The 25,448-nt window shown below is 70.2% G+C and carries 21 protein-coding genes and 1 pseudogene; 15 read left to right on the forward strand and 7 right to left on the reverse strand.

The window, feature by feature from the left end:
• Nucleotides 1-103 precede the first annotated feature (103 nt).
• Both CFB89_RS30345 and CFB89_RS30350 read left to right on the forward strand, forming a co-directional pair.
• Nucleotides 104-1,309 carry a zinc-dependent alcohol dehydrogenase gene (locus tag CFB89_RS30345; RefSeq protein ID WP_089471182.1) on the forward strand — a complete coding sequence of 402 codons (1,206 nt, stop codon included), beginning with the start codon at nucleotides 104-106 and terminating at the stop codon, nucleotides 1,307-1,309.
• Between the two features lie 57 nt (nucleotides 1,310-1,366).
• On the forward strand, nucleotides 1,367-1,690 hold the full coding sequence (locus CFB89_RS30350; RefSeq protein ID WP_089471183.1) for a four-helix bundle copper-binding protein: 324 nt from the start codon (nucleotides 1,367-1,369) through the stop codon (nucleotides 1,688-1,690).
• Between the two features lie 10 nt (nucleotides 1,691-1,700).
• Here the strand turns inward: CFB89_RS30350 and CFB89_RS30355 are convergent, their stop codons facing one another.
• Entirely contained in the window at nucleotides 1,701-3,293 is a 1,593-nt protein-coding gene (locus tag CFB89_RS30355; RefSeq protein WP_089471688.1) for an ATP-binding protein, read from the reverse strand.
• A 268-nt stretch (nucleotides 3,294-3,561) separates the two neighbouring features.
• On the opposite strand from CFB89_RS30355, the gene CFB89_RS30360 reads away from it, so the two are divergent.
• The 9 genes from CFB89_RS30360 (at nucleotide 3,562) to CFB89_RS30400 (ending at nucleotide 13,762) form a co-directional block, all read left to right on the forward strand.
• A complete protein-coding gene (locus CFB89_RS30360) occupies nucleotides 3,562-3,915 on the forward strand; it encodes a chemotaxis protein (protein WP_089471184.1) in 354 nt (117 codons plus the stop codon).
• A 184-nt stretch (nucleotides 3,916-4,099) separates the two neighbouring features.
• Nucleotides 4,100-4,951, forward strand: a complete 852-nt coding sequence (locus CFB89_RS30365; protein WP_089471185.1) for a BON domain-containing protein — start codon at nucleotides 4,100-4,102, stop codon at nucleotides 4,949-4,951.
• Between the two features lie 45 nt (nucleotides 4,952-4,996).
• Nucleotides 4,997-7,798: an ABC transporter transmembrane domain-containing protein gene (locus tag CFB89_RS30370; protein ID WP_256979808.1), complete on the forward strand. Its 2,802-nt coding sequence runs from the start codon at nucleotides 4,997-4,999 to the stop codon at nucleotides 7,796-7,798.
• Nucleotides 7,740-8,267, forward strand: coding sequence for a hypothetical protein (locus tag CFB89_RS30375; RefSeq protein WP_089471186.1), 528 nt, complete (start codon nucleotides 7,740-7,742; stop codon nucleotides 8,265-8,267). Before CFB89_RS30370 ends, CFB89_RS30375 begins: the two co-directional genes overlap by 59 nt.
• Before the next feature lie 197 nt (nucleotides 8,268-8,464).
• Nucleotides 8,465-9,214, forward strand: a complete 750-nt coding sequence (locus CFB89_RS30380) for an SDR family oxidoreductase (protein WP_089471689.1) — start codon at nucleotides 8,465-8,467, stop codon at nucleotides 9,212-9,214.
• Entirely contained in the window at nucleotides 9,205-9,816 is a 612-nt protein-coding gene (locus tag CFB89_RS30385) for an HAD-IIIA family hydrolase (RefSeq protein WP_089471187.1), read from the forward strand. Before CFB89_RS30380 ends, CFB89_RS30385 begins: the two co-directional genes overlap by 10 nt.
• Entirely contained in the window at nucleotides 9,813-11,015 is a 1,203-nt protein-coding gene (locus CFB89_RS30390) for a glycosyltransferase family 9 protein (RefSeq protein ID WP_089471188.1), read from the forward strand. Before CFB89_RS30385 ends, CFB89_RS30390 begins: the two co-directional genes overlap by 4 nt.
• Nucleotides 11,016-11,018: 3 nt before the next feature.
• A complete protein-coding gene (locus CFB89_RS30395) occupies nucleotides 11,019-12,764 on the forward strand; it encodes a carbamoyltransferase C-terminal domain-containing protein (protein WP_089471189.1) in 1,746 nt (581 codons plus the stop codon).
• Nucleotides 12,761-13,762, forward strand: a complete 1,002-nt coding sequence (locus tag CFB89_RS30400) for a glycosyltransferase family 2 protein (RefSeq protein ID WP_089471190.1) — start codon at nucleotides 12,761-12,763, stop codon at nucleotides 13,760-13,762. Before CFB89_RS30395 ends, CFB89_RS30400 begins: the two co-directional genes overlap by 4 nt.
• A 22-nt stretch (nucleotides 13,763-13,784) precedes the next feature.
• On the opposite strand, the pseudogene CFB89_RS30405 reads toward CFB89_RS30400, so the two are convergent.
• Nucleotides 13,785-13,898: pseudogene (locus CFB89_RS30405) on the reverse strand (RNA-guided endonuclease TnpB family protein); the annotation flags it as partial.
• 89 nt (nucleotides 13,899-13,987) lie between these two features.
• Between CFB89_RS30405 and CFB89_RS30410 the strand changes: the two are divergent.
• Nucleotides 13,988-15,076, forward strand: coding sequence for a glycosyltransferase family 9 protein (locus tag CFB89_RS30410; protein ID WP_089471191.1), 1,089 nt, complete (start codon nucleotides 13,988-13,990; stop codon nucleotides 15,074-15,076).
• On the forward strand, nucleotides 15,066-16,016 hold the full coding sequence (locus CFB89_RS30415) for a glycosyltransferase family 4 protein (RefSeq protein WP_089471192.1): 951 nt from the start codon (nucleotides 15,066-15,068) through the stop codon (nucleotides 16,014-16,016). Before CFB89_RS30410 ends, CFB89_RS30415 begins: the two co-directional genes overlap by 11 nt.
• 42 nt (nucleotides 16,017-16,058) lie before the next feature.
• On the opposite strand, the gene CFB89_RS30420 is transcribed toward CFB89_RS30415, so the two are convergent.
• Nucleotides 16,059-17,102 carry a sigma-54-dependent Fis family transcriptional regulator gene (locus CFB89_RS30420; protein ID WP_089471193.1) on the reverse strand — a complete coding sequence of 348 codons (1,044 nt, stop codon included), beginning with the start codon at nucleotides 17,100-17,102 and terminating at the stop codon, nucleotides 16,059-16,061.
• Between the two features lie 354 nt (nucleotides 17,103-17,456).
• On the opposite strand from CFB89_RS30420, the gene CFB89_RS30425 reads away from it, so the two are divergent.
• Entirely contained in the window at nucleotides 17,457-18,824 is a 1,368-nt protein-coding gene (locus tag CFB89_RS30425; RefSeq protein ID WP_089471194.1) for a sigma-54 dependent transcriptional regulator, read from the forward strand.
• 17 nt (nucleotides 18,825-18,841) lie between these two features.
• On the opposite strand, the gene CFB89_RS30430 is transcribed toward CFB89_RS30425, so the two are convergent.
• The gene (locus CFB89_RS30430; RefSeq protein WP_089471195.1) at nucleotides 18,842-19,765 is read right to left on the reverse strand and encodes a glycosyltransferase family 2 protein; all 924 of its coding nucleotides are present in this window, start codon (nucleotides 19,763-19,765) and stop codon (nucleotides 18,842-18,844) included.
• Nucleotides 19,744-20,451: a PIG-L family deacetylase gene (locus CFB89_RS30435; RefSeq protein WP_089471690.1), complete on the reverse strand. Its 708-nt coding sequence runs from the start codon at nucleotides 20,449-20,451 to the stop codon at nucleotides 19,744-19,746. Before CFB89_RS30435 ends, CFB89_RS30430 begins: the two co-directional genes overlap by 22 nt.
• Before the next feature lie 119 nt (nucleotides 20,452-20,570).
• Between CFB89_RS30435 and CFB89_RS30440 the strand changes: the two genes are divergently transcribed.
• Nucleotides 20,571-22,874, forward strand: a complete 2,304-nt coding sequence (locus CFB89_RS30440) for a PAS domain-containing protein (RefSeq protein WP_089471196.1) — start codon at nucleotides 20,571-20,573, stop codon at nucleotides 22,872-22,874.
• Nucleotides 22,875-22,914: 40 nt separating this feature from the next.
• Here CFB89_RS30440 and CFB89_RS30445 read toward each other — a convergent pair whose 3' ends face one another.
• Nucleotides 22,915-23,961, reverse strand: coding sequence for a UDP-glucuronic acid decarboxylase family protein (locus CFB89_RS30445; RefSeq protein ID WP_089471197.1), 1,047 nt, complete (start codon nucleotides 23,959-23,961; stop codon nucleotides 22,915-22,917).
• The gene (locus CFB89_RS30450) at nucleotides 23,961-25,280 is read right to left on the reverse strand and encodes a glycosyltransferase family 1 protein (protein WP_089471198.1); all 1,320 of its coding nucleotides are present in this window, start codon (nucleotides 25,278-25,280) and stop codon (nucleotides 23,961-23,963) included. The genes CFB89_RS30445 and CFB89_RS30450 overlap by 1 nt, the downstream gene beginning before the upstream one ends.
• Nucleotides 25,281-25,448 lie beyond the last annotated feature (168 nt).

A 25,448-nucleotide genomic window follows, 5' to 3' on the forward strand; every position in this document is an offset into this window, starting at 1 on the left:
CCGCGTGTCACCACGCGCAGTGTGCGTTGCACAGGCGCACCCCTTGCTCGATCGGCTCGACGGTCACATTCACCGTTTCCGTTTTCGACAAGGAGGGCCTGACATGAAAGCAGTCGTATTTCACGGTATCGGCGATATTCGCATCGACACGGTGCCCGATCCGGAAGTCTCCGCGCCGACCGACGCGGTCGTGCGCCTGACCGCCAGCGCGATCTGCGGCACCGATCTGCACATGGTGCGCGGCACGCTCGGCGGGATGAAGCCCGGCACGATTCTCGGCCACGAGGGCGTCGGCATCGTCGAGGCGGTCGGGCGCGACGTACGCAATCTGCGGCGCGGCGATCGCGTGCTGATTCCGTCGACGATCGCATGCGGTAGCTGCGCTTACTGCCGCGCCGGCTACACCGCGCAATGCGACGTCGCGAACCCCGGCGGGCCGCGCGCGGGCACGTCGTTCTTCGGCGGGCCGGCGGAAACGGGCCCGTTCGATGGGCTGCAGGCCGAATACGCACGCACGCCGCTTGCGCATGCGAGCCTGATCCGGCTGCCCGACGAGATCGACGACGATCGCGCGATCCTGATGTCGGACATCTTCCCGACCGGCTATTTCGGCGCGCAGCTTGCGGAAGTGAAGCCGGGCGATACGGTCGCCGTGTTCGGCGCGGGGCCGGTCGGCCAGTTCGCGATCGCGAGTGCGAAGCTGATGGGCGCCGGGCGCGTGATCGCGGTCGACCGCATCGCGTCGCGGCTCGAGATGGCGTGCGCGCAGGGCGCCGAGATTGTCGATTTTTCCGAGGACGACCCGGTCGACACGATATTGCGGCTGACGGGCGGAATCGGCGTCGACCGCGTGATCGACGCGGTGGGTGTCGACGCGATGCGCGCGACGCACGGGCCGGCCGCGGCCGATCGCGACGCCGCGCGTGCGTTCGATGCGGAAGTCGAGGCGGTCGCGCCGCACCGCAAGCCGGACGGCCGCAACTGGGTGCCGGGCGACGGGCCGTCGCAGGTGCTGCAATGGGCGGTGCGCGTGGTCGCGAAGGCCGGCACGATCTCGGTGATCGGCGTGTATCCGCAGGCGGCGCGCGTGTTTCCGATCGGCGAGGCGATGAACCGGAACCTGACGATCAAGATGGGCAACTGCAATCACCGGACGGTGACGCCGCCGCTCGTCGAACTGGTGCGCAGCGGCGCGTTCGACCCGCTGTCGGTGCTCACGCGCAGCGAGCCGCTGACGAACGCGATCGATGCGTATCGCGCGTTCGACGTGCGCGAGCCGGGCTGGATGAAGGTGAAGCTGACGCCGTGACGACACGAACCGAAACGATGCGAACCGAAACGATCAACCGAAACCGGGAGCACTACGATGAGCGATCAATACGACAGCTGCATGGCCGCGTGCGACGCCTGCGCGCACGCATGCGACACCTGTGCGGCCGCCTGCCTCGCGGAGCGCGACGTGCACGCATTGGCCACCTGCATCGCGCTCGACATCGAATGCGCGCAGCTGTGCCGCTTCGCGTCGGGCGCGATGGCGCGCCGCAGCGGGCTCGCACCGCGCATTTGCGCGCTGTGCGCACATGCGTGCGATTTGTGTGCGGCCGAGTGTTCGCGGCATGCGCACGAGCATTGCCGCCGCTGCGCGCTCGCGTGCGAGGCGTGTGCCGCGATGTGCCGCGCGATGGCGTGAGCACGGGCGCTTACGGCGTATCCCGAACCCGACGCGCGACGCGCTCCAGCAGCGCGTCGAGGACGGCCATCTCGACGGGTTTCACGAGATGGTCGTCGAAGCCGGCGCTTTCGGTGCGCGCGAGGTCGGATGCGCGGGCATGACCGGACAGCGCGACGCAGGTCGTGTCGCGCAGCGCGTCGATCGTGCGCAATTCTTGCAGCAGCGTGAAGCCGTCGACGTCCGGCATCGTCAGGTCGAGGATCATCAGATGCGGCGTGTAGTCGCGGGCGAGCGCGAGCGCTTCGTCCGCGTCGTACGCGACGCGCGGCGCGTGCCCCTTCATCTGCAGCAACACCGCGAGCGTGTCGGCCGAGTCGTGGTTGTCGTCCACGACGACGATGCGCAGCGGCTCGACGGCCGGCTGTGCGAAGGCGGCGGGTGCAGGCGGTGCGGCGGGCTCGTCGCGTGCCACGTGCGCGATTGGCAGCCATACCGTGAACGTCGCACCGTGGCCGGGCCCGTCGCTTTCCGCGGCGATTCGCCCGCCGTGCAGTTCGACGAACGACCGGCAGATGGCCAGACCGAGCCCGAAACCGCCGGACGGGGCTTGGCCCGATCCCCCTTCCTGTTCGAACAGGTCGAAAATCGTCTCGAGCGCGCGGGGCGCGATACCCACGCCGCGGTCGACGACGTGGATCGCCACCGACTGCCCCTCGATCCGCGCGCCGACGTCGATCCGGCCGCCGTGCGGCGAGAATTTCGACGCGTTGTCGAGCAGGTTATGCAGGACCTGGACGAGCCGTGCGTCGTCGCCGTGCAGCACCACCGCGTCGGCCGGGAGGTCGACGCGGATCCACTGCTCGCGCGCGGCCAGCTTCGGCTGGATGCTTTCGACCCCGCGACACACGAGGTCGCGCACGGTGACGGGGCGTGCGTCGAGTTCGACCTTGCCGGCGGTGATGCGCCCGACGTCGAGCAGATCGTCGACCAGCCGTGTCAGTTGACCGACCTGGCGGTTCACCGCGTCGCGGCATTGCGCGAGCGCAGGCGGCGGATCGGGCAGGGTCTGCAGCACGCCGACCGAATTGCGCAGCGGCGCGAGATGATTGCGCAGCTCGTGCGCAAGCGTCGCGATGAACACGCTGAGCCGCTGCGTCGACGCCTCGAGCTCCTCGAGCCGCTTGCGCTCGGTCATGTCGCGCGTGATCTTGATGAAGCCGCACAGCTCGTGCGCCGCGTCGTACACCGGCGTGATCGTCACGTTTGCCCAGAACTGCGTGCCGTCCTTGCGGACGCGCCAGCCCTCGTCCAGGAAGTGGCCGTGCGCGGCGGCCAGCGCGAGCCCTTGCGACGGCCGGCCGGCCGTGATCGCATCGATCGGATAGAACAGCGAGAAATGGTGGCCGACGATCTCGGCGGCGGAGTAACCCTTGATGCGCTGGGCGCCGGCGTTCCACGTCGCGACGTTGCCATAAGGGTCGAGCATGAATACCGCATAGTCGGTGATCGACTCCACCACGGTCTGGAACCGGAATTCGGCGAAGCGGTGCTGCAGGTCGCGCGCGTCGGACGAGCCGGGCGGCGGCGGATGCGGTTGGAGATCGGCGTCGTCTTTCTTCATCGGAGCGGCAAGTTGAAAATGCGGGCGGCCGCAGGTCGCCGGCCCGCCGCCGGACGCGCCGGCGACGGCCATACGGAGCGAATTGGCACGTTCGAAAGCATAAAGGAACTCGATTCAGCTTATCAATGGGTGCGCACGGGGCGTGCCGTCTGTCGGGCCGGCCGTCCGCGCCGGGCGCGGCATGCCGATTGCACGCCAGGATGGTCCGCCTGCGGTGCGGCGGCCATCCGGCCGATCGCGCGGCGGCAAGCCAGGCAAGGAGGCCGACATGAACAGCACGCTGAATCCCGACAATGAACCGGCCGGCCCGGACGACGACAACGCCAGCCGCGGTCGCGACGGCCGGGCGCTCGGCCCGAGCGACTCGTCCGACAGCGGCAGCGATACGGCGGGGGCGCGGCGCCATCCGTTCGATGTCGATTCGCCGCTGGACGACCACGCGCTGGAGCGCGGCGATGCGGCACTCGACACCGATACGGATCGCGCGGGGACGGGCGAGCGCGCGTCGGCGGACGGCGATTCGACGCTGGAGGACGGCGCCGACATCGAGCCGGACCGCACGGAGCGGCTGAGCGAACCCGGTCGCACCGACGACCCGGACGAACCCGGCGGTGCCCCGTGACGCCCGACACGCAAAAACTGCAATCGCGTTGCAGATTGGGGCGCCTGACGGCTTCCCGGCGCGGCGACGCGCGACCGTCGCGGCACGGCAACGGCGCCGGCACGCGATTTGCATTCACCCGACCGACGCGCGCCGCGACCCGGCAGGGTGTCGTGCGCGGCGCGGGCGATCAAGGAGAGACACGATGCAACGACGATATCCCGGACGGTCCGGCGAGCGCGGCGGCCCGCCCGACTGGTACGAGCGCAACGAACGCGCGTACCGGGGCGCCGGCGAGCGCGGCATCCCGGACGACCCGGCCCGTTGGCCGGAAGAAGACGACGAATCGGCTGACCGGCGCTTCGCGAGCGAGGACGTGGGCCCGGAAGACTGGGGCAGCGAATGGACCGAGCGCGCCGCGCGGCCGGTCGACCAGCGGCGCGGCGCGGCCGACCCGGACTGGCCGGGCGGCGCGCGCCAGCCGGCGCGCGGCCCCGAGCGCGGCTCCGGCGAACCGGGCCGCCGCACGGCGGCGGGCCACGAAGGCCGGTACGGCGGCGAGCGGCCGGAATTCCGCAGCCCGCACCGGATGGGTTCGTACGGCGGCGAGCGCGACGTAGGCGATCCGCGCTACGGCGGTGCCCCCGACCTGTCGCGCTTCGGCCGGGATACCGAACGCGACGCGCTGCGCCATCGCCGCGGGCCGAAAGGCTATACGCGCTCGGACGAGCGGATTCGCGAGGACGTATGCGAGCGGCTCGCGCATGCGCTCGAGATAGACGTGAGCGACGTCAGCGTGCAGGTGAACGCGGGGCGCGTCGAACTGGACGGCACGGTGCCGGCGCGCTGGATGAAGCACGACATCGAGGATCTGGCCGACGGTTGCCTGGGTGTGCGCGACGTCGAGAACCGCGTGCGCGTGCGCCGCGCCGACGAACCCGACGCGGGCATGGTGCTGCATCCGGACCAGCGGACCGTCACACCGACCCAGCCTGCCGCGCGCGACCCGGAACCGGGCGTCGTGGTGAGCGGCCGCGAGCGCGAACCGCGCCACTGACCCCGTGCGTGAGACGTCGCGCCCCCGACCGCGAGTAATGCGTGCATGACGACCGGAATCGACGAAACGCCCGCGAAGGACCGTGATGCGGCCGTAGGCCGCGACCTCCGCCATCGCCGCGACAAGCGCGGCCTGCGAGCCCGGATCGCGGTCGAACTGTGGCGCGCGATCTGGCATTACCGCGCACGCGTGCTCGCGGCGATCGCGCTGCTGGTGCTCGCGAAAGCGGCGGCCGTATCGGTGCCGCTGCTGCTCAAGGATATCGTCGACGGCTTCGGCCGCGCGGCCGGCCAGCCGATGGCGTGGCCGGTGCTGCTGCTGTTCGCGTACGCGGTCGTGCGCTTCGCGTCGAACGCGCTGAACGAAGTACGCGACATGACCTTCGTGCAGGTGACGCAGCATACGGTCGCGTCGTTTACCGTGCGCACGTTCGGCCATCTGCACCGCCTCGGCGCGCGTTTTCATGCGCAGCGCGAGACGGGTGCGGTTGTGCGCGACCTCGAGAAAGGCACCGCCGGCATCGGCTACCTGCTCGGCGTCGCGGTGTTCACGATCGTGCCTACGGCCATCGAGATCGGCTCGGTGCTCGTGATCGTGATCAGCAAGTACGGCGGCGGGTTCACCGCGATCATTTTCGTCACGTTCGCCGTCTACGCGGCGTATACGGTGGTGTTCACGCGCCGGCGCATGCGCTACCAGCGCCGCGTGAATGCACTGGAGGCCGAGTCGAATTCGCGCGTGGTCGACAGCCTGCTGAACGTCGATACGGTCAAGTATTTCGCGCGCGAGGACGTCGAGCGCGATCGGCTCGAGCGCGTGCTCGACGAATGGCGCGAGGCCGGCGTCGACAACCAGTACGCGCTGTCGACGCTGCATATCGGGCAGAGCGCGTGCATCGGCGCGGGGATCGCGGCGGTGATGCTGCTCGCCGGGCAGCAGGTCGCGCGCGGCGCGATGACGATCGGCGATCTCGTGCTGATCAACGCCTACGTCATCCAGATCAGCCTGCCGCTGAATGCGCTCGGCTTCGTGTTCCGCGAGGCGAACGACGCGATGACGAACATCGAGCGGCTGTTCGGGCTGCTCGACGCGCGCGGCAAGCCGGGCGAGGACGGCGACGCGCCCGGCGCGCAGCCGCTCGTCGTGCGCGGCGGCGCGATCGAGTTCGAGCACGTCGACTTCGGCTACGAGCCGAGCCGGCAGATCCTGTTCGACGTGTCGTTCCGCATCGAGCCCGGGCAGACGATCGCCGTGGTCGGCGGCAGCGGCTCGGGCAAGTCGACGCTCGCGCGACTGCTGTTCCGGCTGTACCAGCCCGATGCGGGCACCATCCGGATCGACGGCCAGGACTTGCGGCTCGTCACCGAGCGCAGCCTGCGCGACGCGCTCGGCATCGTCCCGCAGGACACCATCCTGTTCAACGACACGCTCGCGTACAACATCGCCTACGGCAAGCGCGACGCGACCCGCGGCGACGTGATCGCGGCCGCGCGCGGCGCGCAGCTCGACACGTTCATCGAGCGGCTGCCCGATGCGTACGACACGCGCGTCGGCGAGCGCGGCGTGCGGCTGTCGGGCGGCGAGCGCCAGCGCGTCGCGATCGCGCGCGCGTTGCTGAAGGCGCCCCCGATCGTCGTGTTCGACGAGGCGACGTCGGCGCTCGACACGCGCTCGGAGCGCGCGATCCAGCAGGAACTGATGCGCGTCGCGCGGCATCGCACGAGCCTCATCATCGCGCACCGGCTGTCGACGATCGTCGATGCCGACCGCATCCTCGTGATGGAGTACGGCCGGCTCGTCGAGCAGGGCACCCACGACGAGTTGCTCGAAAGCGGCGGCGTGTATGCGCAGATGTGGTCGCTGCAGGCGAAGCAGCGCGAGCTGGAACGCACGGAGGCGAAGTTCGCGCGGCAGCCGGTACGGATCAACCCGCTCGTGTCGCAGGTGCTCGATTCGCTGGCGGAGGCGGCCGCGCGGCGCGGCGTGCCGGTGTTCCGCCATGTGTCGGACGAGGATCTCGTCGTCAACGCCGATCCGGCCGCGCTGCGGCGCTTCGTGTGGGAGCTGTGTCGCGGCGCGATCGAAGCGAGCAGTGGCGGGCAGCTCGAGGTGCGCACGGTGCGCCACGACCCGGAAGCACGCATCACGATCGCGTGCACGGGTGTCGACGCCACGGAGCTGTCGCTGATCGATCTCGAGCGCCTGCAGGACGCGATCGAGGAAGCCGGCGGCTACGTCGTGCGCGAACGCGACGATATCGGCGTGACGCTGCACCTGTCGCTGCCGATGTACGCGGTGGCGCCGGCGTCGATGCCGTCCGGTGACGCCGTGCCGCCTCCGGATGCCGGTGCGGCGGCCGCCGCGAAGCCGCTCGACGGGCTGCGCATCGCGTGCGTGGACGACCACGACGAGGCGCGCGAGGCCCTCACCGCGCTCTTGAAGACGGCCGGCGCCGACGTGCATGCGTATGCGTCGGGCCAGGCGTTGCTGGACGACCTATGGCGTGCGCGCCGGGCCGACTGGCCGGCGCTGCTCGTCTGCGACATCGACCTCGGCGACGACGAGGAGGACGGTTACACGGTGATGGCGCGCGTGCGTCAGCTCGACGCCGCGCGCGATCGCGACGGCCGTGCGCCGCTCGAGGCGCTGGCGTTGTCCGGCCATGCGCGCGATCGCGACCGCACGCGCGCGGTCGAAGCCGGTTTCCATGCGTACCTGACCAAGCCCGCGGTAGCGGCCGACCTGATCGCGGCGTTGCGTGCGCTCGCGTTTTCCTCCGGAGAAATCCATGCCGAACCTTCTGAATCCGACGACACCCGAAGCCCTGAACGCGCATCGCGGCGGTAGCGCGTTCGCGGACCGCCAGGCCGCGGTGGCGGCCGTCGAGCTGCTGTTGCCGACGCTGTCCGCCGCGCTGCAGAGCGATTTCGTCGGCGACAGCGGCTGCCTGCACGTCGTGATCATGGACCCGGCGCTCGGGCCGCGCGACGCGGCGTTCGAGGACGCGATCCTGTATGAGTTTTCGCTGCCCGACCCGAAGGACTGGGACGCCGACTATCGCGCCTATGCGCGGGCCAAGGCGCGGCTGTCGTGGGAAACGGGCCGCGACGGCCACGTCGTGCAGGCGCTGGAGCCGTACCGGCTGCGCGCGGGCGACACGAACCTGTGGGGCGGCGTCGCGCTCGGCGGCATCGTGGTCGGCGTGTCGGGCGCGCAGCCGTGGTTCGACGAGGCGTTCGCGGGCTGCATCGCGCACTGCCTGCGCGCGCTCGCGAAGCACCGCGCGCAGGCCACGCCCGACGCGCTCGCGATCTGAGGGGCCGCCTGGGCGCGGCCGCCCGGGCCGGTTTTTACAGCCGGTTATAAAAAAGCCAGCGAGCGCGAGCCCCGGCCCGATGCGGCGCGGGCGCGCGCAGGCCGGCACGGTTTTCGCTGTACCTCCTGCACGGACGGTTGTCGCGACAAGCGTCGCCGTCATCCGGATTTGCTTTCCGACATCGACAGGAGGTGCAGGTGAACGTGACTCACGATCCAGCCAAACCGCCGCTCGCCGGCCGGACCGCACTCGTGACCGGGGGTGGCCGCGGTCTCGGCGAAGCCATTTGCGAAGAGCTTGCGCGGCACGGCGCGCACGTCGTCGTCGCCGATCTCGACGGCGACCGCGCGGCCGCCGTCGCGCAGCGGCTCGAACGCCACGGCGGGCAGGCGGTGGGCCGGCCGCTCGACGTGCGCGACGAAGCATCGGTGCTGCAGGTCGTGCACGACGCGCGCGAATCGCTCGGCGACCTCGACGTGATCGTCAACAACGCGGCGATCGACGTGACCGCCCCGATCGACGACGTGAGCGTCGACGCATGGCAGCAGGTGCTGATGACGAACCTGTTCGGCCCGTACCTGATGTGTCACGCGGCCGTGCCGATGATGAAGGCGCGCGGCAACGGCCATATCGTGAACATCGCGTCGACCGCGTCCAAGCGCGCGTGGCCGAATGCGTCCGCGTATCACGCGACGAAGTGGGGGCTGCTCGGCCTGTCGCACGCGCTGCATGCCGAGCTGCGGCCGAGCGGCGTGCGCGTGTCGGCGATCGTCGCGGGCGGGATGCGCACGCCGTTCCTGCTCGACCGTTTTCCGGACATCGACGAGGACACGCTGCAGCCGCCGGAGCACGTGGCGGCCGCCGTGCGCTTCGTGCTGATGCAGCCGCCGGGCACCGTGGTGCCGGAGCTGATGGTGCTGCCGATGAAGGAGACGTCATGGCCCTGAAGCGCGAACGGCGGCTGCCCGGCGCGGTGCTGCTCGACAAGGACGGCACGCTGCTCGACGACGTGCCGTACAACGTCGATCCCGCGCGCATGCGCCTCGCGCCGGGCGCGGCGCGCGCACTGCGCACGCTCGGCGCGACCGGGATGCCGCTGGCGGTCGTGTCGAACCAGCCGGGCGTCGCGCTCGGCCGCTTTACCGAACAGGAGCTTGGCGCGGTCCGCCAGCGTCTCGCCGAATTGTTCGAAGCGAACGGCGCGACGCTGGCGGATTTTTTTTACTGCCCGCATCACCCGCGGGGCAGCGTGCCGCGCTACACCTGCGACTGCCTCTGCCGCAAGCCGCGCCCCGGCATGCTGCGCCGCGCGCTGGCCGCGCTCGGCGCCGCGCCCGAATGGAGCTGGATGATCGGCGACATCCTCGACGACGTCGAGGCCGGCCGCACCGCGCGCTGCGGCACGATCCTGGTCGACTGCGGCAACGAGACCGAGTGGCGGCTCAACGCCGCGCGCACGCCGCATCACGTCGTCGATCGCGTCGACCTGGCCGCCGACATCGTCGTACGCGAAGCCGCGCTTCGGCACGGCTCGTGGGTGCGGCCATGAGCACGGCCTGGAGCCGCGCGCGCCGCATCCTGTGCGTGCGGCTCGACAGCATCGGCGACGTGCTGATGACCACGCCCGCGCTGCGCGCGCTGAAGGAGAGCGGCGCCGATCGTCACCTGACGCTGCTGACGTCGCGCACGGGCGCCGCGCTCGCGAAGCATCTGCCGATGGTCGACGACGTGTGGAGTTACGACGCGCCATGGGTCAAGCACTCCGACGTGCGCGGCGATCCGGTGGCCGATCTCGACATGATCGACCGGCTGCTGGCCGGCCGTTTCGACGCGGCCGTGATCTTCACCGTCTACAGCCAGAATCCGCTGCCCGCCGCGATGATGTGCTGGCTCGCCGGCATCCCGCTGCGGCTCGCGCATTGCCGCGAGAACCCGTATGAACTGCTGACCGATCGCGTGCCGGAAACGGAACCGGAATCGCACGTGCGCCACGAGGTCGCGCGCCAGCTCGCGCTGGTGCGTGCCGTCGGCGCGAAGACGGCGGACTGGCGGATGGCGTTCGAGCCGGGCGACGCGGCGCGGCATGCGGTGCATGCGCGCCTGCAGGCCGCGTTGCAGCGCTTCGGCGGTGCGCGCCTGCCGGCGGCGGCGCGCCCGCGGTGGCTCGTGGTCCATCCGGGCGCGACCGCCGCGTCGCGGCGCTGGCCGGCCGAGCGTTTCGGCGAAGCGGCCGCCGCGGTCGCGCCGCTGTTCGACGGCATCGCGGTGACGGGCGGCGCGGACGAGCGCGCGCTGGTCGACGCGGTGTGCGAACGGGCGGGGCCGCGCGCGGTGCCGCTGGCGGGCGTGTTGCCGCTCGGCGAACTCGGCGCGCTGATCGAGACGGCCGACCTGGTGCTGTCGAACAACAGCGGCCCCGTGCATCTCGCGGCCGCGCTCGGCACGCCGGTGGTCGACCTGTATGCATTGACCAATCCGCAGCACACGCCGTGGCGTGTGCCGCACCGTGTGCTGAACGTCGACGTGCCGTGCCGCAACTGCTACCGCAGCGTGTGCAACCAGCCCGGCCATCCGTGCTTGAGCGGCGTGAGCGTCGACGACGTCGTCGACGCCGTGCAAGCGTTGCTGCGTGGCAGCGCGCGCCATGCGCAACGCACGGCCGCGCGGGCTGCCGCGGACGTCCGCGAGCCGGTCGCGGCGCACGCATCGAACGTGATTCCGTTCGCGCACGTCATCACGAGGAACTGACGCATGCCTGATCCGATCCATACGCTCGGCATCAACGCCGCCTTCCACGACAGCGCCGCCTGCGTCATGCGCGACGGCGTCGTGATCGCGGCGGCCGAGGACGAACGCTTCACGCACGTGAAGCACGCGAAGCGCCCGGTGCCGTTCTCGACCTGGGAGCTGCCTTTCCACGCGATCGACTATTGCCTCGCGGAAGCGGGCATCACGCTCGCCGACGTGGACCACGTCGCGTATTCGTACGACCCTTCGTTCGAACTCGACCGCGAAGGCGCGGCGCCGGCGCTGACCTTGCCGCTGTCGCCGTCCGCGCATGCGCCGCGCGAGGACGGCGCGTCGCCGTGGCATCCGCTGTTCCTGTCGTCGATCGTCAACGCGCCGCGCCAGCTCGCGGGCGGCGTGCCGCATCATCTGCAGCGGCGCTTTCGCGGCGTCACGCACGACGGGCCGTTCCGCTGGCATTTCGTCGAGCACCACCTCGCGCACGAGGCGAGCGCGTTTCTCGCGGCGCCGTTCGAGCGCTGCGCGGTGATGACGATGGACGGGCGCGGCGAGCGCGCGACGACGAGCTACGGCGTGTTCGACGGCCGCTCGTACCGGCGGCTCGGGCAGGTGAACCTGCCGCACTCGCTCGGGCTGCTGTACGAGCGCGTGACGCGCTATCTCGGCTTCCTGCACTCGTCGGACGAATACAAGGTGATGGCGCTTGCGTCGTACGGCAAGCCGGTGTTCGCCGACGAGATGCGCAAGCTGGTGCAGTATCGCGGCGAAGGGCGCTACGACGTGCGCGACGAGGATCTCGCGGCACGGTTCGGCCCGCCGCGCGAACGCGGCGGCCCGATCGAGCCGCATCATTACGACATCGCGCATGCGTTGCAGCTCGTGCTCGAGGAGACGACGCTGCAGGCGGTCGACTGGCTGGCCGGCGAGACCGGCGAGCGGCAGCTCGCGATGGCGGGCGGCGTCGCGCTGAACTGCGTGATGAACGCGAAGATCCGCGATCGCGGCCCGTTCGACGACGTGTGGGTGCAGCCGGCCGCCGGCGACGCGGGCACCGCGCTCGGCGCCGCGCTGTGGACCGACTTCCGGATGCGCGGCGTGCGCGGCGGCTGGCGGATGGATCATGCGTACCTCGGGCCGGCCTACGACGACGGCGCGATCGAGGCGTTCCTGAAGGAAGCGCAGCTGCCGTACCGGCGGCTCGACGACGTCGCCGCGCAGACGGCCGCGCTGCTCGCCGCGAACCGCGTGATCGGCTGGTTCCAGGGGCGCATGGAGTTCGGCCCGCGCGCGCTCGGCGCGCGGTCGATCCTCGCGTCGCCGATCGACCCGGACATGCAGCACAAGCTGAACCGGATCAAGGATCGCGAGGATTTCCGGCCGGTCGCGCCGGTCGTGCTCGAGGATCGCGCGCATCACTGGTTCAGCGGCGGCCGGCGCACGCCGCTGCGCGCGCCGTTCATGCTGTTCGTCTACGACGTCGTGCCCGAGCGCGCCGACCGGGTTCCGGCCGTGCGCCACATCGACGGCACCGCGCGTGTGCAGACCGTCGACGAGACGCAGCATCCGCTGCTGCATGCGCTGTTGACCGAGTTCGACGCGCTCACCGGCGTGCCGGTGCTCGTCAACACGTCGTTCAACACGCGCGGCGAGCCGATCGTGTGCTCGCCGCGCGACGCGGTCGAATGCTTCTGGACATCGCCGCTCGACGGGCTCGTGATCGGCCCGTTCCTGCTGGAGAAACCGAGATGAACATGCGCGACACGCACCTGCCGCCGGTCGTATCGGTCGTCGTGCCGACCTACCGGCGGCCCGATCTGCTCGAACGCTGCCTCGACGCGCTGTGCGCGCAGGTGTTCGATCCGACGACCTACGAGATCGTCGTCGTGGACGACGATCCGGCCGGCAGTGCGCGCGCCGTCGTCGATGCGTGCCGCGCGCGCGTGACCGACGTGCCGGCGATCCGCTACATGACCGCGCCCGACACGCAAGGGCCGGCCGGCGCGCGCAACGTCGGCTGGCGCAGCGCGGGCGGCGCGTTGATCGCATTTACCGACGACGACACGATTCCCGATCCGACCTGGCTGCGCCACGGCGCGGCCGCGCTGCTGGCCGAGCCGTCGGCGGCGGCCGCGGCCGGCCGGATCGACGTGCCGTTGCGGCCGTGCCCGACCGACTACGAACGCGACGCGGCGGGGCTCGCGCATGCGGAATTCGCGACCGCGAACTGCTTCGTGCGGCGCGCGGCGCTCGAACGCATCGGCGGCTTCGACGAACGCTTCACGCGCGCGTGGCGCGAGGACGCCGACCTGATGTTCGCGCTGCGCGAGCATGCGGGGCCGATCGTCGAGGCCGACGCCGCGCGCATCGTGCATCCGGTGCGTCCCGCGCGCTGGGGATCGAGCATCGGCGCGCAGTCGAAGGTGTATTTCGATGCGCTGCTGTACAAGAAGCACCGCGCGACCTACCGGCGTCACATCCGGCCCGTGCCGCCGTGGCATTACTACGCGGCCGTGCTCGCCGCGCTCGGCGCGATCGGCTGTTTCGCCGCCGGCTGGCCGGCGCCGGCCATCGTGTGCGCGGCGGTGTGGGCCGCGATTACTGCAGGGTTCTGCGCGAAACGATTGCGCGGCACGCAGCTCACGGCGTCGCACGTGGCCGAGATGATCGTCACGTCCATCGCGATTCCGCCCGTGTCGTTGTACTGGCGCATGCGCGGCGCGCTTCACTTCCGGGTGATTTTCCTTTGACGTCCTCTTCTCCCTGAAGGTTGAGCGCGTGTTTCCGCGTGTCGTTGCAGAAGTGCCAGACGGAGTTCACCGCGCGGCTCTGCTTGTTGAGCAGTCCGTCGAGCGATTTCACCCGGTAGCGATAGACAAGGATCATGCCGGCCATTTAAACGGTGGAATGCCGCTGTCGAACAGCGGCGCTCCTTTTCTCCCGGTCCTGAAGGACAGGGTTTTTCGGAGCAACTGATGAAGCTCGATCCCAGCGTCGATTCCGACGGCCCGCGCGGCCCGAAGCGGATCGCGGTGTTCCGTGCGTTGCAGCTCGGCGACATGCTGTGCGCGGTGCCCGCGCTGCGCGCGCTGCGGCGCGGCGAACCGGACGCGCGCATCACGCTGATCGGCCTGCCGTGGGCGCGCGAGTTCGCATCGCGTTTTTCCGACTACATCGACAGCTTCATCGCGTTCCCCGGCGCGCCCGGCCTCGCCGAGCAGCCCGAGCCCGACGCGGCCGCGCGCGAGGCGTTCATCGCCGAATGCCGCGCACGCGACTTCGATCTCGCGATCCAGCTGCACGGCAGCGGCGTGCACACGAACGCGATCGTCGCGTCGCTCGGCGCGACGCGCACGGCCGGTTTCGTGCCGGCCGACGGCGGCACGACCGCGCTCGACTGCGCGCTCGCATGGCGCGACGACGAACCGGAAGTGGCGCGCTATCTGGCGCTCACGCGCAAGCTCGGCTACGCCGACTGGGGCGACTATCTCGAATTCCCGCTCGGCGGCCTCGACTCTGCGCTGTGGCACGTGCTCTGCGACGAACATGCGCTCGATCCCGGCCGCTACGTGATCGTCCATCCCGGCGCGCGGATGGCGTCGCGACGCTGGCCGGTCGAACGCTTCGCGCTCGCCGCGCGGCAGCTCGCGGACGACGGCTGGCAGATCGTGCTGACCGGCACGCGCGGGGAACTGGGGCTGGCGAGCGCGTTCGCCGAGCATCTCGGGCGGCCGTGCGTGAACCTGTGCGGCCGCACGCCGCTCGGCGCGCTGGCCGCGCTGATCGCCCGTGCGCGGCTGCTGTTGTGCAACGACACGGGCGTATCGCACGTGGCGGCGGCGCTCGGCACGCCGAGCATCGTCGTCGCGTGCGGCAGCGATACGGCCCGCTGGGCGCCGCTCGACGCCGAACGTCATCGTGTGCTCGCGAACTACCCGGCGTGCCGGCCGTGCATGTTCGATACCTGCCCGTACGGGCACGAGTGCGCGACCGCGATCGGCGTCGGCGATGTGATGGACCGGGCGGGCGAACTGCTCGCGGAGGAGAGACGTCATGTCACGTAAGCGGTTGCGCGTGCTCACCTGGCACGTGCATGGCAACTATCTGTATTACTTGTCGCAGGCGCCGCACGATTTCTACATCGTGACGAAGCCGCAGCATCCGCCCGGCTATGCGGGCCGCGTGGGGCACCTGCCGTGGGGCGACAACGTGCACGAGGTGCCGGCCGAATGCGTGCGCGACACCGCATTCGACTGCGTGCTGTATCAGCACGCGAAGCACTACGAGCACGACCGCCTGCGGCTGCTGAGCGAAGCGCAGCGCGCGCTGCCGACGCTGTTCGTCGAGCACGATCCGCCGCGCGAGCATCCGACCGACACGCTGCATCCGGTGCAGGATCCGAACGTATTGCTGGTGCACGTGACGCCGTTCAATGCGCTGATGTGGGACAACGGCGTGACGCCGACGCGCGTGATCGAGCACGGCGTGCTGGTGCCGAAGGACGTCGAGTATCGCGGCACGCTGCCGAAGGGTGTGGCCGTCGTGAACAACCTCGCGCGCCGCGGCCGGCGCCTCGGTGCGGATGTGTTCGAAGTCGTGCGGCACAGCGTGCCGATCGACCTGGTGGGGATGGGCTCGTGCGAACTCGGCGGGATCGGCGAGGTGCCGAATCCGGCGTTGCCGCAATTCCTGTCGCACTACCGGTTCTTCTTCAATCCGATCCGCTACACGAGCCTCGGGCTCGCGGTGATCGAGGCGATGATGATCGGGCTGCCGATCGTCGCGCTCGCGACGACCGAGATGGCGCAACTCGTGAAGACGGGCAGCAACGGCGTGGCCGACACGCGGCCGGCCGTGCTGATCGATGCGATGCGGATGCTGATCCGCGATCAGGAACTCGCGCGCGAGTGGGGCGCGGCGGCCAAACGCGACGCCTGCGAGCGATTCGGCATCGAGCGCTTCGCGCGCGACTGGGACGCTGCATTGCGGGACGCGACGGCGTGACGGTGTAGGGCGGTGTGAGCGCGGCGCGAGCCGCCGCGCTCACTACGGCGTCGCGGGCGGCGAAGCGGATGCGGCGCCGGCATTCGCGGTGTTCGCGGCATTCGGCGCCGCCGGCGTGTTGCCGCTCACCGCATTGCGTTCGCTTTCGGGCAGCAGCGCGAGGCGGTTGTACAGGGTTTTCAGGCTGATGCCGAGCGCCTTCGCGGTGCGTGGCTTGTCGCCGTTGAAGTGCCGCAGCGACGCGACGATGAAGCGCTGCTGCGTATGCGCGAGCGTCGTGCCGATATGCAGCGTCATCGCGTTGTGGCGCACTTCCTCGCGCGGCGGCGGCCGGCGCGGCAATTGCAGTTCGATCTGCTCGTCGGCGAGGATGAACGCGCGCTCCAGCGCATTGCGCAGCTCGCGCACGTTGCCGGGCCACGTGTACGTGCGCAGCGCCTTCATCGCCTGCGTCGACAGGCGCTTTCTCGTGCGGTGCCGCGCGTTCAGCCGTTCGACGATCTCCAGCGCGATGTCGCCGACGTCGTCCTCGCGCTGCCTGAGCGCGGGCACGTGCAGCGCGATCGGCGCGATCCGGTAGAACAGGTCTTCGCGCAGCGTGCCGTTGCGCAAGGCCTCGACGGGATCGTGATGGGTGGCCGCGACGATCCGCACGTCGAGCGGGATCGCCTCGTGGCCGCCCACGCGCACGATCGTGTTGGTTTCGAGCGTGCGCAGCAGCTTGACCTGCAATTCGAGCGGCATTTCGGCGATTTCGTCGAGAAACAGCGTGCCGCCTCGCGCGGCTTCGAACATGCCCACATGTTGTGCAACGGCGCCCGTGAAGCTGCCTTTTTCGTGACCGAACAAGTGCGATTCCGCGATGTCTTTCGGAATCGCGCCGCAGTTGACGGGCACGAACGGACCGCGCCGGCGCGGGCTCATGTCGTGAATGAGGCGGGCGACGATATCCTTGCCCGCCCCGCTTTCGCCGACCACCAGCACACTCACGCGGGTGGCGGCGACGCGCGACACTTTCAGCAGCAGATCCTGAATGGTTCGCGAACGGCCGAACAGTCGCGTGCCGTCATCGTCGGATTTCGACATGGAGTATGACCGGGTTGGGAAGTTTTGACCGAATGTGTCATGACCGGTAAAAAATGGCGTGGCATTCGCCGTTTTTTACGTATCTTCAGAATACCTTTTATACCGGTGCGACGACATTGAATCTGACAATGCGGTGTGCGCGAACAGATAGATTTATTCGATGAACGACGAATGCGAGACACCATTCTTCTATACTGCTAAGCACGCGTTTTCAGTGCAGGACGGCTTGTCCCGCCCATTCGTGTGTGCGGCGTTGAAGATGCCGTCGTGAACAGGCCATGACGACGTGCATGGCGCCGCACGTGTCGCGGTACCGGCCGATGTGTGCGTCGGGCCGCATTACCAGGAGCCTCGATGCCTTACGTCCTGATCGTCGAAGACGATGCCGATACGCGAACGATGCTCGCCACGCTCGCACGCACGCAGCAACTCACGTGCGATACCGCCGCGACGCTTGAAGAAGCGCGCACGCTCGTCTCGACGCATACCCCCGATCTCGTGCTGTGCGATCTCGTGCTGCCCGACGGCAACGGGATGGATCTGTTCGATGCGTTGCCCAAGCGCGCGCATTGCGAAATAGTGCTGACCACCGGCCACGCGAGCCTCGAAACCGCGATCGATGCATTGCGGCGCGGCGCGACCGACTATCTCGTGAAGCCGCTCAACATGCAGCGGCTGAACAGCATCTTCGCGCGCGTGCCGCGCACGACCGCGCTGCACGAGGAAATCGCGGAGCTGCGCTCGGAACTGCAGCGCCTCGGCCGCTTCGGCCGCATGCTCGGCAGTTCGCCCGCGATGCAGGCCGTCTACGATGCGATCGGCCGCGTCGCGCGCACCGAAGCGTCCGTGCTGCTCACCGGCGAGTCGGGGACCGGCAAGGAGCTCGCCGCGCAAACCGTGCACGACCTGAGCCTGCGCCGCCGCGGGCCGTTCCTCGCGGTGAATTGCGGCGCGATCGCCGCGAATCTCGTCGAGAGCGAGATGTTCGGCCACGACCGCGGCAGCTTCACCGGCGCGGAACGCCAGCACAAGGGCTTCTTCGAACGCGCGGACGGCGGCACGCTGTTTCTCGACGAAATCACCGAAATGCCGGTCGAATCGCAGGTCAAGCTGCTGCGCGTGCTGGAAACCGGGCGCGTCACGCGGCTCGGCTCGACACGCGAGATCGACGTCGACGTGCGCATCGTCGCCGCGACGAACCGCGACCCCGAAGCCGCGATGGCCGACGGCAAGCTGCGGCCCGACCTGTTCCAGCGGATCAACGTGTTCCCGATCCCGCTGCCGTCGCTGCGCGAACGCGGCGACGACATCCCGATGCTCGCCGATGCGTTCCTGCAGCGCTACAACGAGGAGAGCGGCCGCAACCTGCGCTTCTCGCCGGCCGCGCGCGAAGCGCTGAAAACCTACGAATGGCCCGGCAACGTGCGCGAGCTGCGCAACTTCGTGCAGCGCGCGAGCATCTTCACCGATGCCGACGTGATCGACACGCTGCCGCCGCCGATCATGGACGAACTATCCAGCATGGTCGATTCGCATGAGGATCGCGTGACGGTGCCGTTCGGTACGCCGCTCGAGGAAGTCGACCGCAAGCTGATCCTCGGCACGATCGCCCAATGCGGCGGCGTGAAGGCGCAGGCGGCCGAGGTGCTCGACGTCAGCCTGAAGACGATCTACAACCGGCTCGCACAACTGGAAGACGAAGCGGAGAAGCCCGATTCCTGATGCCGCTACGATCGCGTTCATGTTTCGGTTCCGGCCTCGCGGCGCGTATCGCGCGCGAGGCGTCGGCGCATGCGTTCGACGTGCGGCGGGATCGCGCGTCGTTCGCGCACGATCCACGGCAGCCCGGCGAACGTGCGCACGATCGCGCGTTCGCGGCGCAGCAGCGGCAGCATGCGCACCGTATGCAGCCACGCGGCGGCGGCCGGCCATCTGAGCCACGCGGTCCACACGGCGTTGCGGGCGGCGGTGCGCTCGCGCGTCGGCCGGTCGCGCCGCGTCGACGGATGGTGATGGACGGTGAGACCCGGCGCATACACGAGCCAATGCCCCGCGCGAGTCAGGTCGAGCGCGAGCAGCGCTTCCTCGCCGCCCAGAAAGTAGCGCGGATGATAGCCGCCCGCGTGCACGAACGCGTCGCGCCGGAACGCGGTCGCGCCGGCCAGCAGCCCGAGGATCGGCCTGCCCGGCAGCGCGACGGGCGCGTCGAGCGGGCTGTCGGCCATCAGCCGGCAGGTCGGGTCCTCGCGCTCGTCGGGGCCGACCAGCACGCGCGCGGTGACGGCCGCGACGTGCGGATACGCATCGAGCAGGTTCGCGGCTTCGGCGATCGAGCCGGGCGCCCACCACGTGTCGTCGTCGCAGAACGCGACGTAGCGCGTGCGCGCGACGTCGACACCGAGATTGCGGCCGGCCGCGCCGAGGTTGCCCGGCGCATGCACGAGCGCGACGTGCGCAAAGCGCGCGTGGATCAACGCGGCCGTCTCGGCGTCGGCGCCGTTGTCGACGACGACGATCGCCGGCCGGTCGGGCAGCGCGCACAGGTGTTCGAGCGTGCGAGCGAGTTCGGCCGGGCGCCGGCAGGTCAGCACGACGGCCGTCACGCGCGGTTCGGCCGGCGGCAGCGCGGCGCGCGGGGGCGTTACACGGACGTGACGTCGCATTCGAGTCGCCAGATCGTTTCGGGTTCGCGGAGAGCGGCGCGCATATGAGGCTCGAGCAGCGTCACCTGGCTGGCATACGCGTCGACGGCGGCGGCTTTCGCGGCGACGCCGTCCGTCTCGCTGCCGGCCGGCGCGGCGACCGGATGCGCGATCCAGCCGCGTTCGCGCCAGCCGATCACGCGCTTGGCCATCAATCCGTCGATGCGACGATAGGGCACGTCCTCGTAGAAGCGCCAGAGGCGCGACGCGTCGTCCGGCGGATCGTCGTCACGCAGCAGCCGGAGCATGGCCTCTTGCACCTGCAGATGATCGTGGTGGAACAGGCCGGCCGGCGCGAGCACGCCGAAGCCGGGGTGCGCGTCGATCACGTCGGCCACGCACGCCGCGATTGCGGTCGACGTGGCCGGCACACCGTACTGATCGTCGAGGAAATCGAGCCACAGGGGGCGTGCGTCCAGCAGCGCGAGCGCGCGGCGGTCTTCGTCGCGGCGCGCGCGCACCGCTTCGTCGGCGTGGCGGAACCCCGCGCGGCGATCCCACGGCGGCGCGGGCGTGCCGCGCGGCGGAATCCCCGCGAAGACGGTGACGACGATCGAGCCGGGCGCCTGCGCGAGCAGTTGCCCGCAACTGAAGACGGCATCGTCGAGATGCGGCGAGACGACGAGCCAGCGTGTCGGGTCGGGCATGGCGTAAAGATCTCCATCGTGAGCGGCCGGGCCGCCGGTGCGAATCGGCCAGCATGCGGGCCAGCACGTGTCGTGCCCGCCGCCGGCCGCCGTCGACTGTCCCCGCAGGAGCGTGTCCAATGAGCGAAATTGCACGGCCGCAGGCCGGAAATTACGCAACGGCCGTGATGCTGGTCGCGATCGCGACCGTGCTGCAGACACTCGCGATCCGGTTCGGCGGCGTGAATCTGCCGTTCGTGCTGTATTACCCGCTGCTCGCCGGCGCCGCGTGGGCGACGTCGTTCCTGTTCGGCATCGTGTCGACGGTCGTCAGCGGGCTCCTGGTCTGGACGCTGTTCCTGTCCGACCCCGCCGCCTATACGGCGCCGCTGCCCGAGCGGCTCGTGCAGCTCGGCGCGTTCATGCTGATCGGTGCGCTGGTATGCGCGGTCGCGTCGCTGCTGCATCACACGCGGCTCACGAACGATCGCGCGCGCCGGCGCGAGGCGGCCGCGCGCCGGCAACTCGAAGCCGTGCTGCGCGCGCTGCCGCACGGCGTGGTCGCGACCGATCCGAACGGGCGGCTCACCTATCTCAACGCGGCCGCGGCCGAACTCGTCGGCTGCCGGCCGGACGATGCGATCGGCCGGCCCGTGCGCGACGTGCTGCGGCTCGTCGATCGCGAAGGCCATCGCGTGCCGACCACGCCGCTCGACCACGCGCTCGGCGGCGCCGAGGCGACGTCCGACCGCCACTGGCTGCAGGCCGGCAGCGGCGAGCCGGTGCCGATCGTCGCGGTCGCGTCGCCGATCGGCGACGGCCACGGCAACCTCGACGGCGCGGTGCTGCTACTGCGCGATGCCGGGGCGGAGCGGGCGCGCGTCGACGCGTCGCGGCTTCAGCATGCGGTCGTCGATGCGTCGCCGGACGCAATCGTCGGAATCGACGCGAGCGGCCGCATCGCGAGCTGGAACGCCGCGGCGCAACGGATCTTCGGATACGACGAGGCCGATGCGCGCGGCCGCCGGTTCGACACGTTGATCGCGCGGCGCTGGCTGCGGCTCAACCCGCTCGCCGAATCGTTCGACACGATGCAGGAACCCATCGGGCCGCTCGAACTGTTGTGCGTGCGACGCGACGGCCGGCGTTTTCGGGCGAGGGTATCGGCATGCCCGGTGCTCGGCGAGGCACGAGCGTGGGTCGCGCTGTCGCTGACGTTGCGCGAAACCGGCGCGCAGCGCCGCCGCGACCTGCGGGCGCAGCGCTCGCTGCAGGGTGCGCGCGATGCGCTCGATCAGGCCGACACGTCGAACCGGCTGAAGGACGAGCTGCTGGCCACGGTATCGCACGAATTGCGCACGCCGCTGAACGTGATCTACGGATGGATCGAGGTCCTGCGCAATACGAGCGACCCCGCGTTGCAGCATCAGGCGGTCGACGCGATCGACCGCAGCGCGCGCTCGCTCACGCGGATGGTCGGCGACATCCTCGACGCGTCGTCGCTCGCGACCGGCAAGCTGCGGCTCGATGCGACGCCGGTCGACGTCGTGCGGCTGTTCTCCGACCAGGTCGGCACGTTCCAGACCGCCGCGTCGTCGGCCGGCATCCTGCTCGAATTCGACTGCGCCGCGCCCGCGTGCATCGTGTCCGGCGACGCCGAGCGGTTGCGCCAGATGCTGTCGAACCTGATCTCGAACGCACTGAAATTCACGCCGACCGGCGGCAGCGTGACGGTCGGCCTCGTGCGCGACGACAAGCAGGCGGTGTTGACCGTGGTCGATACCGGGCAGGGCATCGCGACGGAGTTCGCGCCGTACGTGTTCGACATGTTCCGCCGCGCGGACGATTCGCCCGCGTCGCCGCGGCGCGGGCTCGGGCTCGGCCTGTCGATCGTGCGGCACATCGCGGAGCTGCACGGCGGCCGCGTGAGCGTCGCGAGCGCGGGCCGCGATCTCGGCACGACGTTCACGGTGACGCTGCCGGCCGGCTGGCAGCCGGCCGGCGCGATGGCGTGGAGCATCGTGCAGGGCAGCCGCCGCGACGCGCTCGTGCTCGACATGCACCGCATCCTGATCGTCGACGACGACGCGACCACGCGTGCGAGCCTCACGGCGGCGCTCACCACGTTCGGCGCGGCCGTCGCGATCGCGTCGTCCGGCCGCGAGGCGCTCGCGATGGTGGCCGACATCCGCCCGACGGTCGTGCTGTCCGATCTCGCGATGCCCGACGGCGACGGCTTCTGGCTGCTGGACGCATTGCGGCGCGGCGCGACGAACGGCGACGGCGGCCCGTTCGACGTGCGCGTGCTGGCCGTCACCGCGCATGCGGGCCTCGCCGACGAACGCCGTGCGCTGGAGGCCGGCTTCGACGGCTACCTGTGCAAGCCCGTCGACGTGCGCGAACTGGCGCACAAGATCGCGCACGTGACGAAGGGCGACGGCTGACGCGGGTCGCGTATCGGGCGAACGGGGCGCGTCCGCCGCGTCAGGTGGTGGGCGCCGGCCGGTTCTGCGTGTGGACTTGCGCGAGTAGATGCGACGCGATGCGCGTGCTGCGCACGAGGTCGCCGGGCGCGTGGTGCGTGACCTGACGTTGAATGAAGTAGCGCGCGGTATGCGCGAGCCCGTTCGCGAACGTCGTCGTCGCGCGCCAGCCGAGCCGCTTCTGCGCGGCGGCCAGATTCGGCCGCCGCTGACGCGGATCGTCGGACGGCAGCGGCCGGAACTCAATCGGCACGTTCGCGCCGACGACCCGCACCACTTCGCGCGCGACGTCGATCATCGCGATCTCGACGTCGCTGCCGAGATTGACCGGCTCGCTCGCGTCGCCCGGTTCCTCCATCAGCCGGATCAGCGCGTCGATCATGTCGTCCACGTAGCAGAACGAGCGCGTCTGCTTGCCGTCGCCGTAGACGGTCAGCGGCTGTTCGGCGAGCGCCTGCGTGACGAAGTTCGACACCACGCGCCCGTCGGCCGGATGCATGCGCGGCCCGTAGGTATTGAAGATCCGTGCGATCCGTACGTCGACGCCGTACTGGCGATGGTAGTCGGCGAACAGCGTTTCCGCGCAGCGCTTGCCTTCGTCGTAGCACGCGCGGATGCCGGTCGGATTGACGCGGCCGCAATAGTGCTCGTCCTGCGGGTGGACGTCGGGGTCGCCGTACACTTCGCTCGTCGACGCCTGCAGGATGCGCGCCTTCACGCGTTTCGCGAGGCCGAGCAGGTTGATCGCGCCGTGCACGCTGGTCTTCGTCGTCTGCACGGGGTCGCGCTGGTAGTGGACGGGCGACGCCGGACACGCGAGGTTGTAGATTTCGTCGACTTCGACGTAGAGCGGAAACGTCACGTCGTGCCGCATCAGCTCGAAGTTCGGTGCATCGAGCAGGTGCGCGATGTTGTCCTTCGCGCCCGTGTAGAAATTGTCGACGCACAGCACGTCGTGCCCGGCCGTCACCAGGCGTTCGCACAGATGCGACCCGAGAAAGCCGGCGCCGCCGGTGACGAGCACGCGTTTTCGATCGTAGCCCTTCATTACGTATTCTCCTTGCGGTTTGCGAGCACGCCTCGCGTGGTGGCGACCGGCGTGCGCCGGCCGGTGCCGGCCGACGTGCCGGCGCGCTGCGCGTGGGCGACGTCGCGGTAGATGTCGACGAGCCGGCCGGCTACGCCTTGCCACGTGTAGAAGCGATGCGCGCGCAGGTAGCCGGCGCGGCCGAGCGCCGCGCACAGGTCGGGTTGCGCCCGCAGTTGCACGAGGCGCGTGGCGAGCGCGGCCGGGTCGCGCGGCGGCACGAGATAACCGGTGGCGCCGTGGTCGACCGTCGTGCGAATGCCGCCGACGTCGCTGCCGATCACCGGCGCCGCGCACGCCATCGCCTCGACCGGCGTGATGCCGAACGGCTCGTACCACGGCGTCGTCACGAACACGTCGGCCGCGCTGTAGTACAGGTGCAGCGCGTCGCGATCGCGTCGGCCCACGAACGTCACGCGGTTCGCGATGCCGAGTTCATGCGCGAAGGCGGCGAGCCGCGCGAGTTCGGGGTCGCGCGCGGGGTCGGGCGTCGCCTGGCTGCCGCCGACGACGTACAGGTGCGTCGGCCGTTGCGGATCGCGCGGCATGCGCGCGAGCGCGTCGATCACGGTGTCGATGCCCTTGCGCGGCACGAGGCGGCCCAGTTGAAGTATGACGAATGCGTCCTGCGGCCAGCCCAGCCGCGCGCGTGCATCGACGCGCGGTACCGGCCGGAATTCCTGTGCGTCGAAGCCGCACGGCACGATCTCGATCCGCGCGGTATCGGCGCGATAGTGTGTCGTCAGATCCAGCGCATCCTGCGGGCATTCGGCGATCAGGCGGTCCGAGCGGCGCGCGAGCGTGTCCTCGATCGCGAAGCGCGCGTCGGGGAAGCCGTCGGCCGTGCCCTGATGCAGCCGACGCACGCGACCGAGCGCATGGAAGGTCGTGACGAGCGGGATGCCGAGCGTTTTTTTCACGCGCAGCGCGGCATCGCCGGACATGAAGAAGTTCGCGTGCATCACGTCGACCGGGTCGGGCTCGCGCCGCATGCGCGCGATCATGTATTGCGCGAATGCGCCCATGTACGGCAGCAATTGCTCCTTCGGCACGTCGGTCGGCGGCCCGGCCGGCACGTGGATCACGCGCATGCGCGGGCCGATCGGCACCACCTCCGGCAAGTGGGGATTGTCGCAGCGCGTGTAGACGTCCACGTCGAGGCCACGCTCCGCGAGCTGCTTCGCGACGTTGGCGACATAGATGTTCTGGCCGCCGGCATCGACGCCGCCGATCACGCCCAGCGGCGATGCATGTTCACTGATCAACGCAATTCTCTGCATGGTAGTGCTCCCGATATCGGGGCCGCGCACACGGGCCGCCGTTATCGCCCCTCGGCAATCGGCATGCCTGCCGCATGGCGGGGAAAACCGCTTCCCCCTGTGCCGCAAAAATTACAACGCGTTGGATGAAAGGGCGTCCGATCGCGAGGGCGCGCAGGCATGCGGCGC

It is taken from the genome of Burkholderia sp. AU16741 (assembly GCF_002223345.1).
Lineage (GTDB): Bacteria > Pseudomonadota > Gammaproteobacteria > Burkholderiales > Burkholderiaceae > Burkholderia > Burkholderia sola.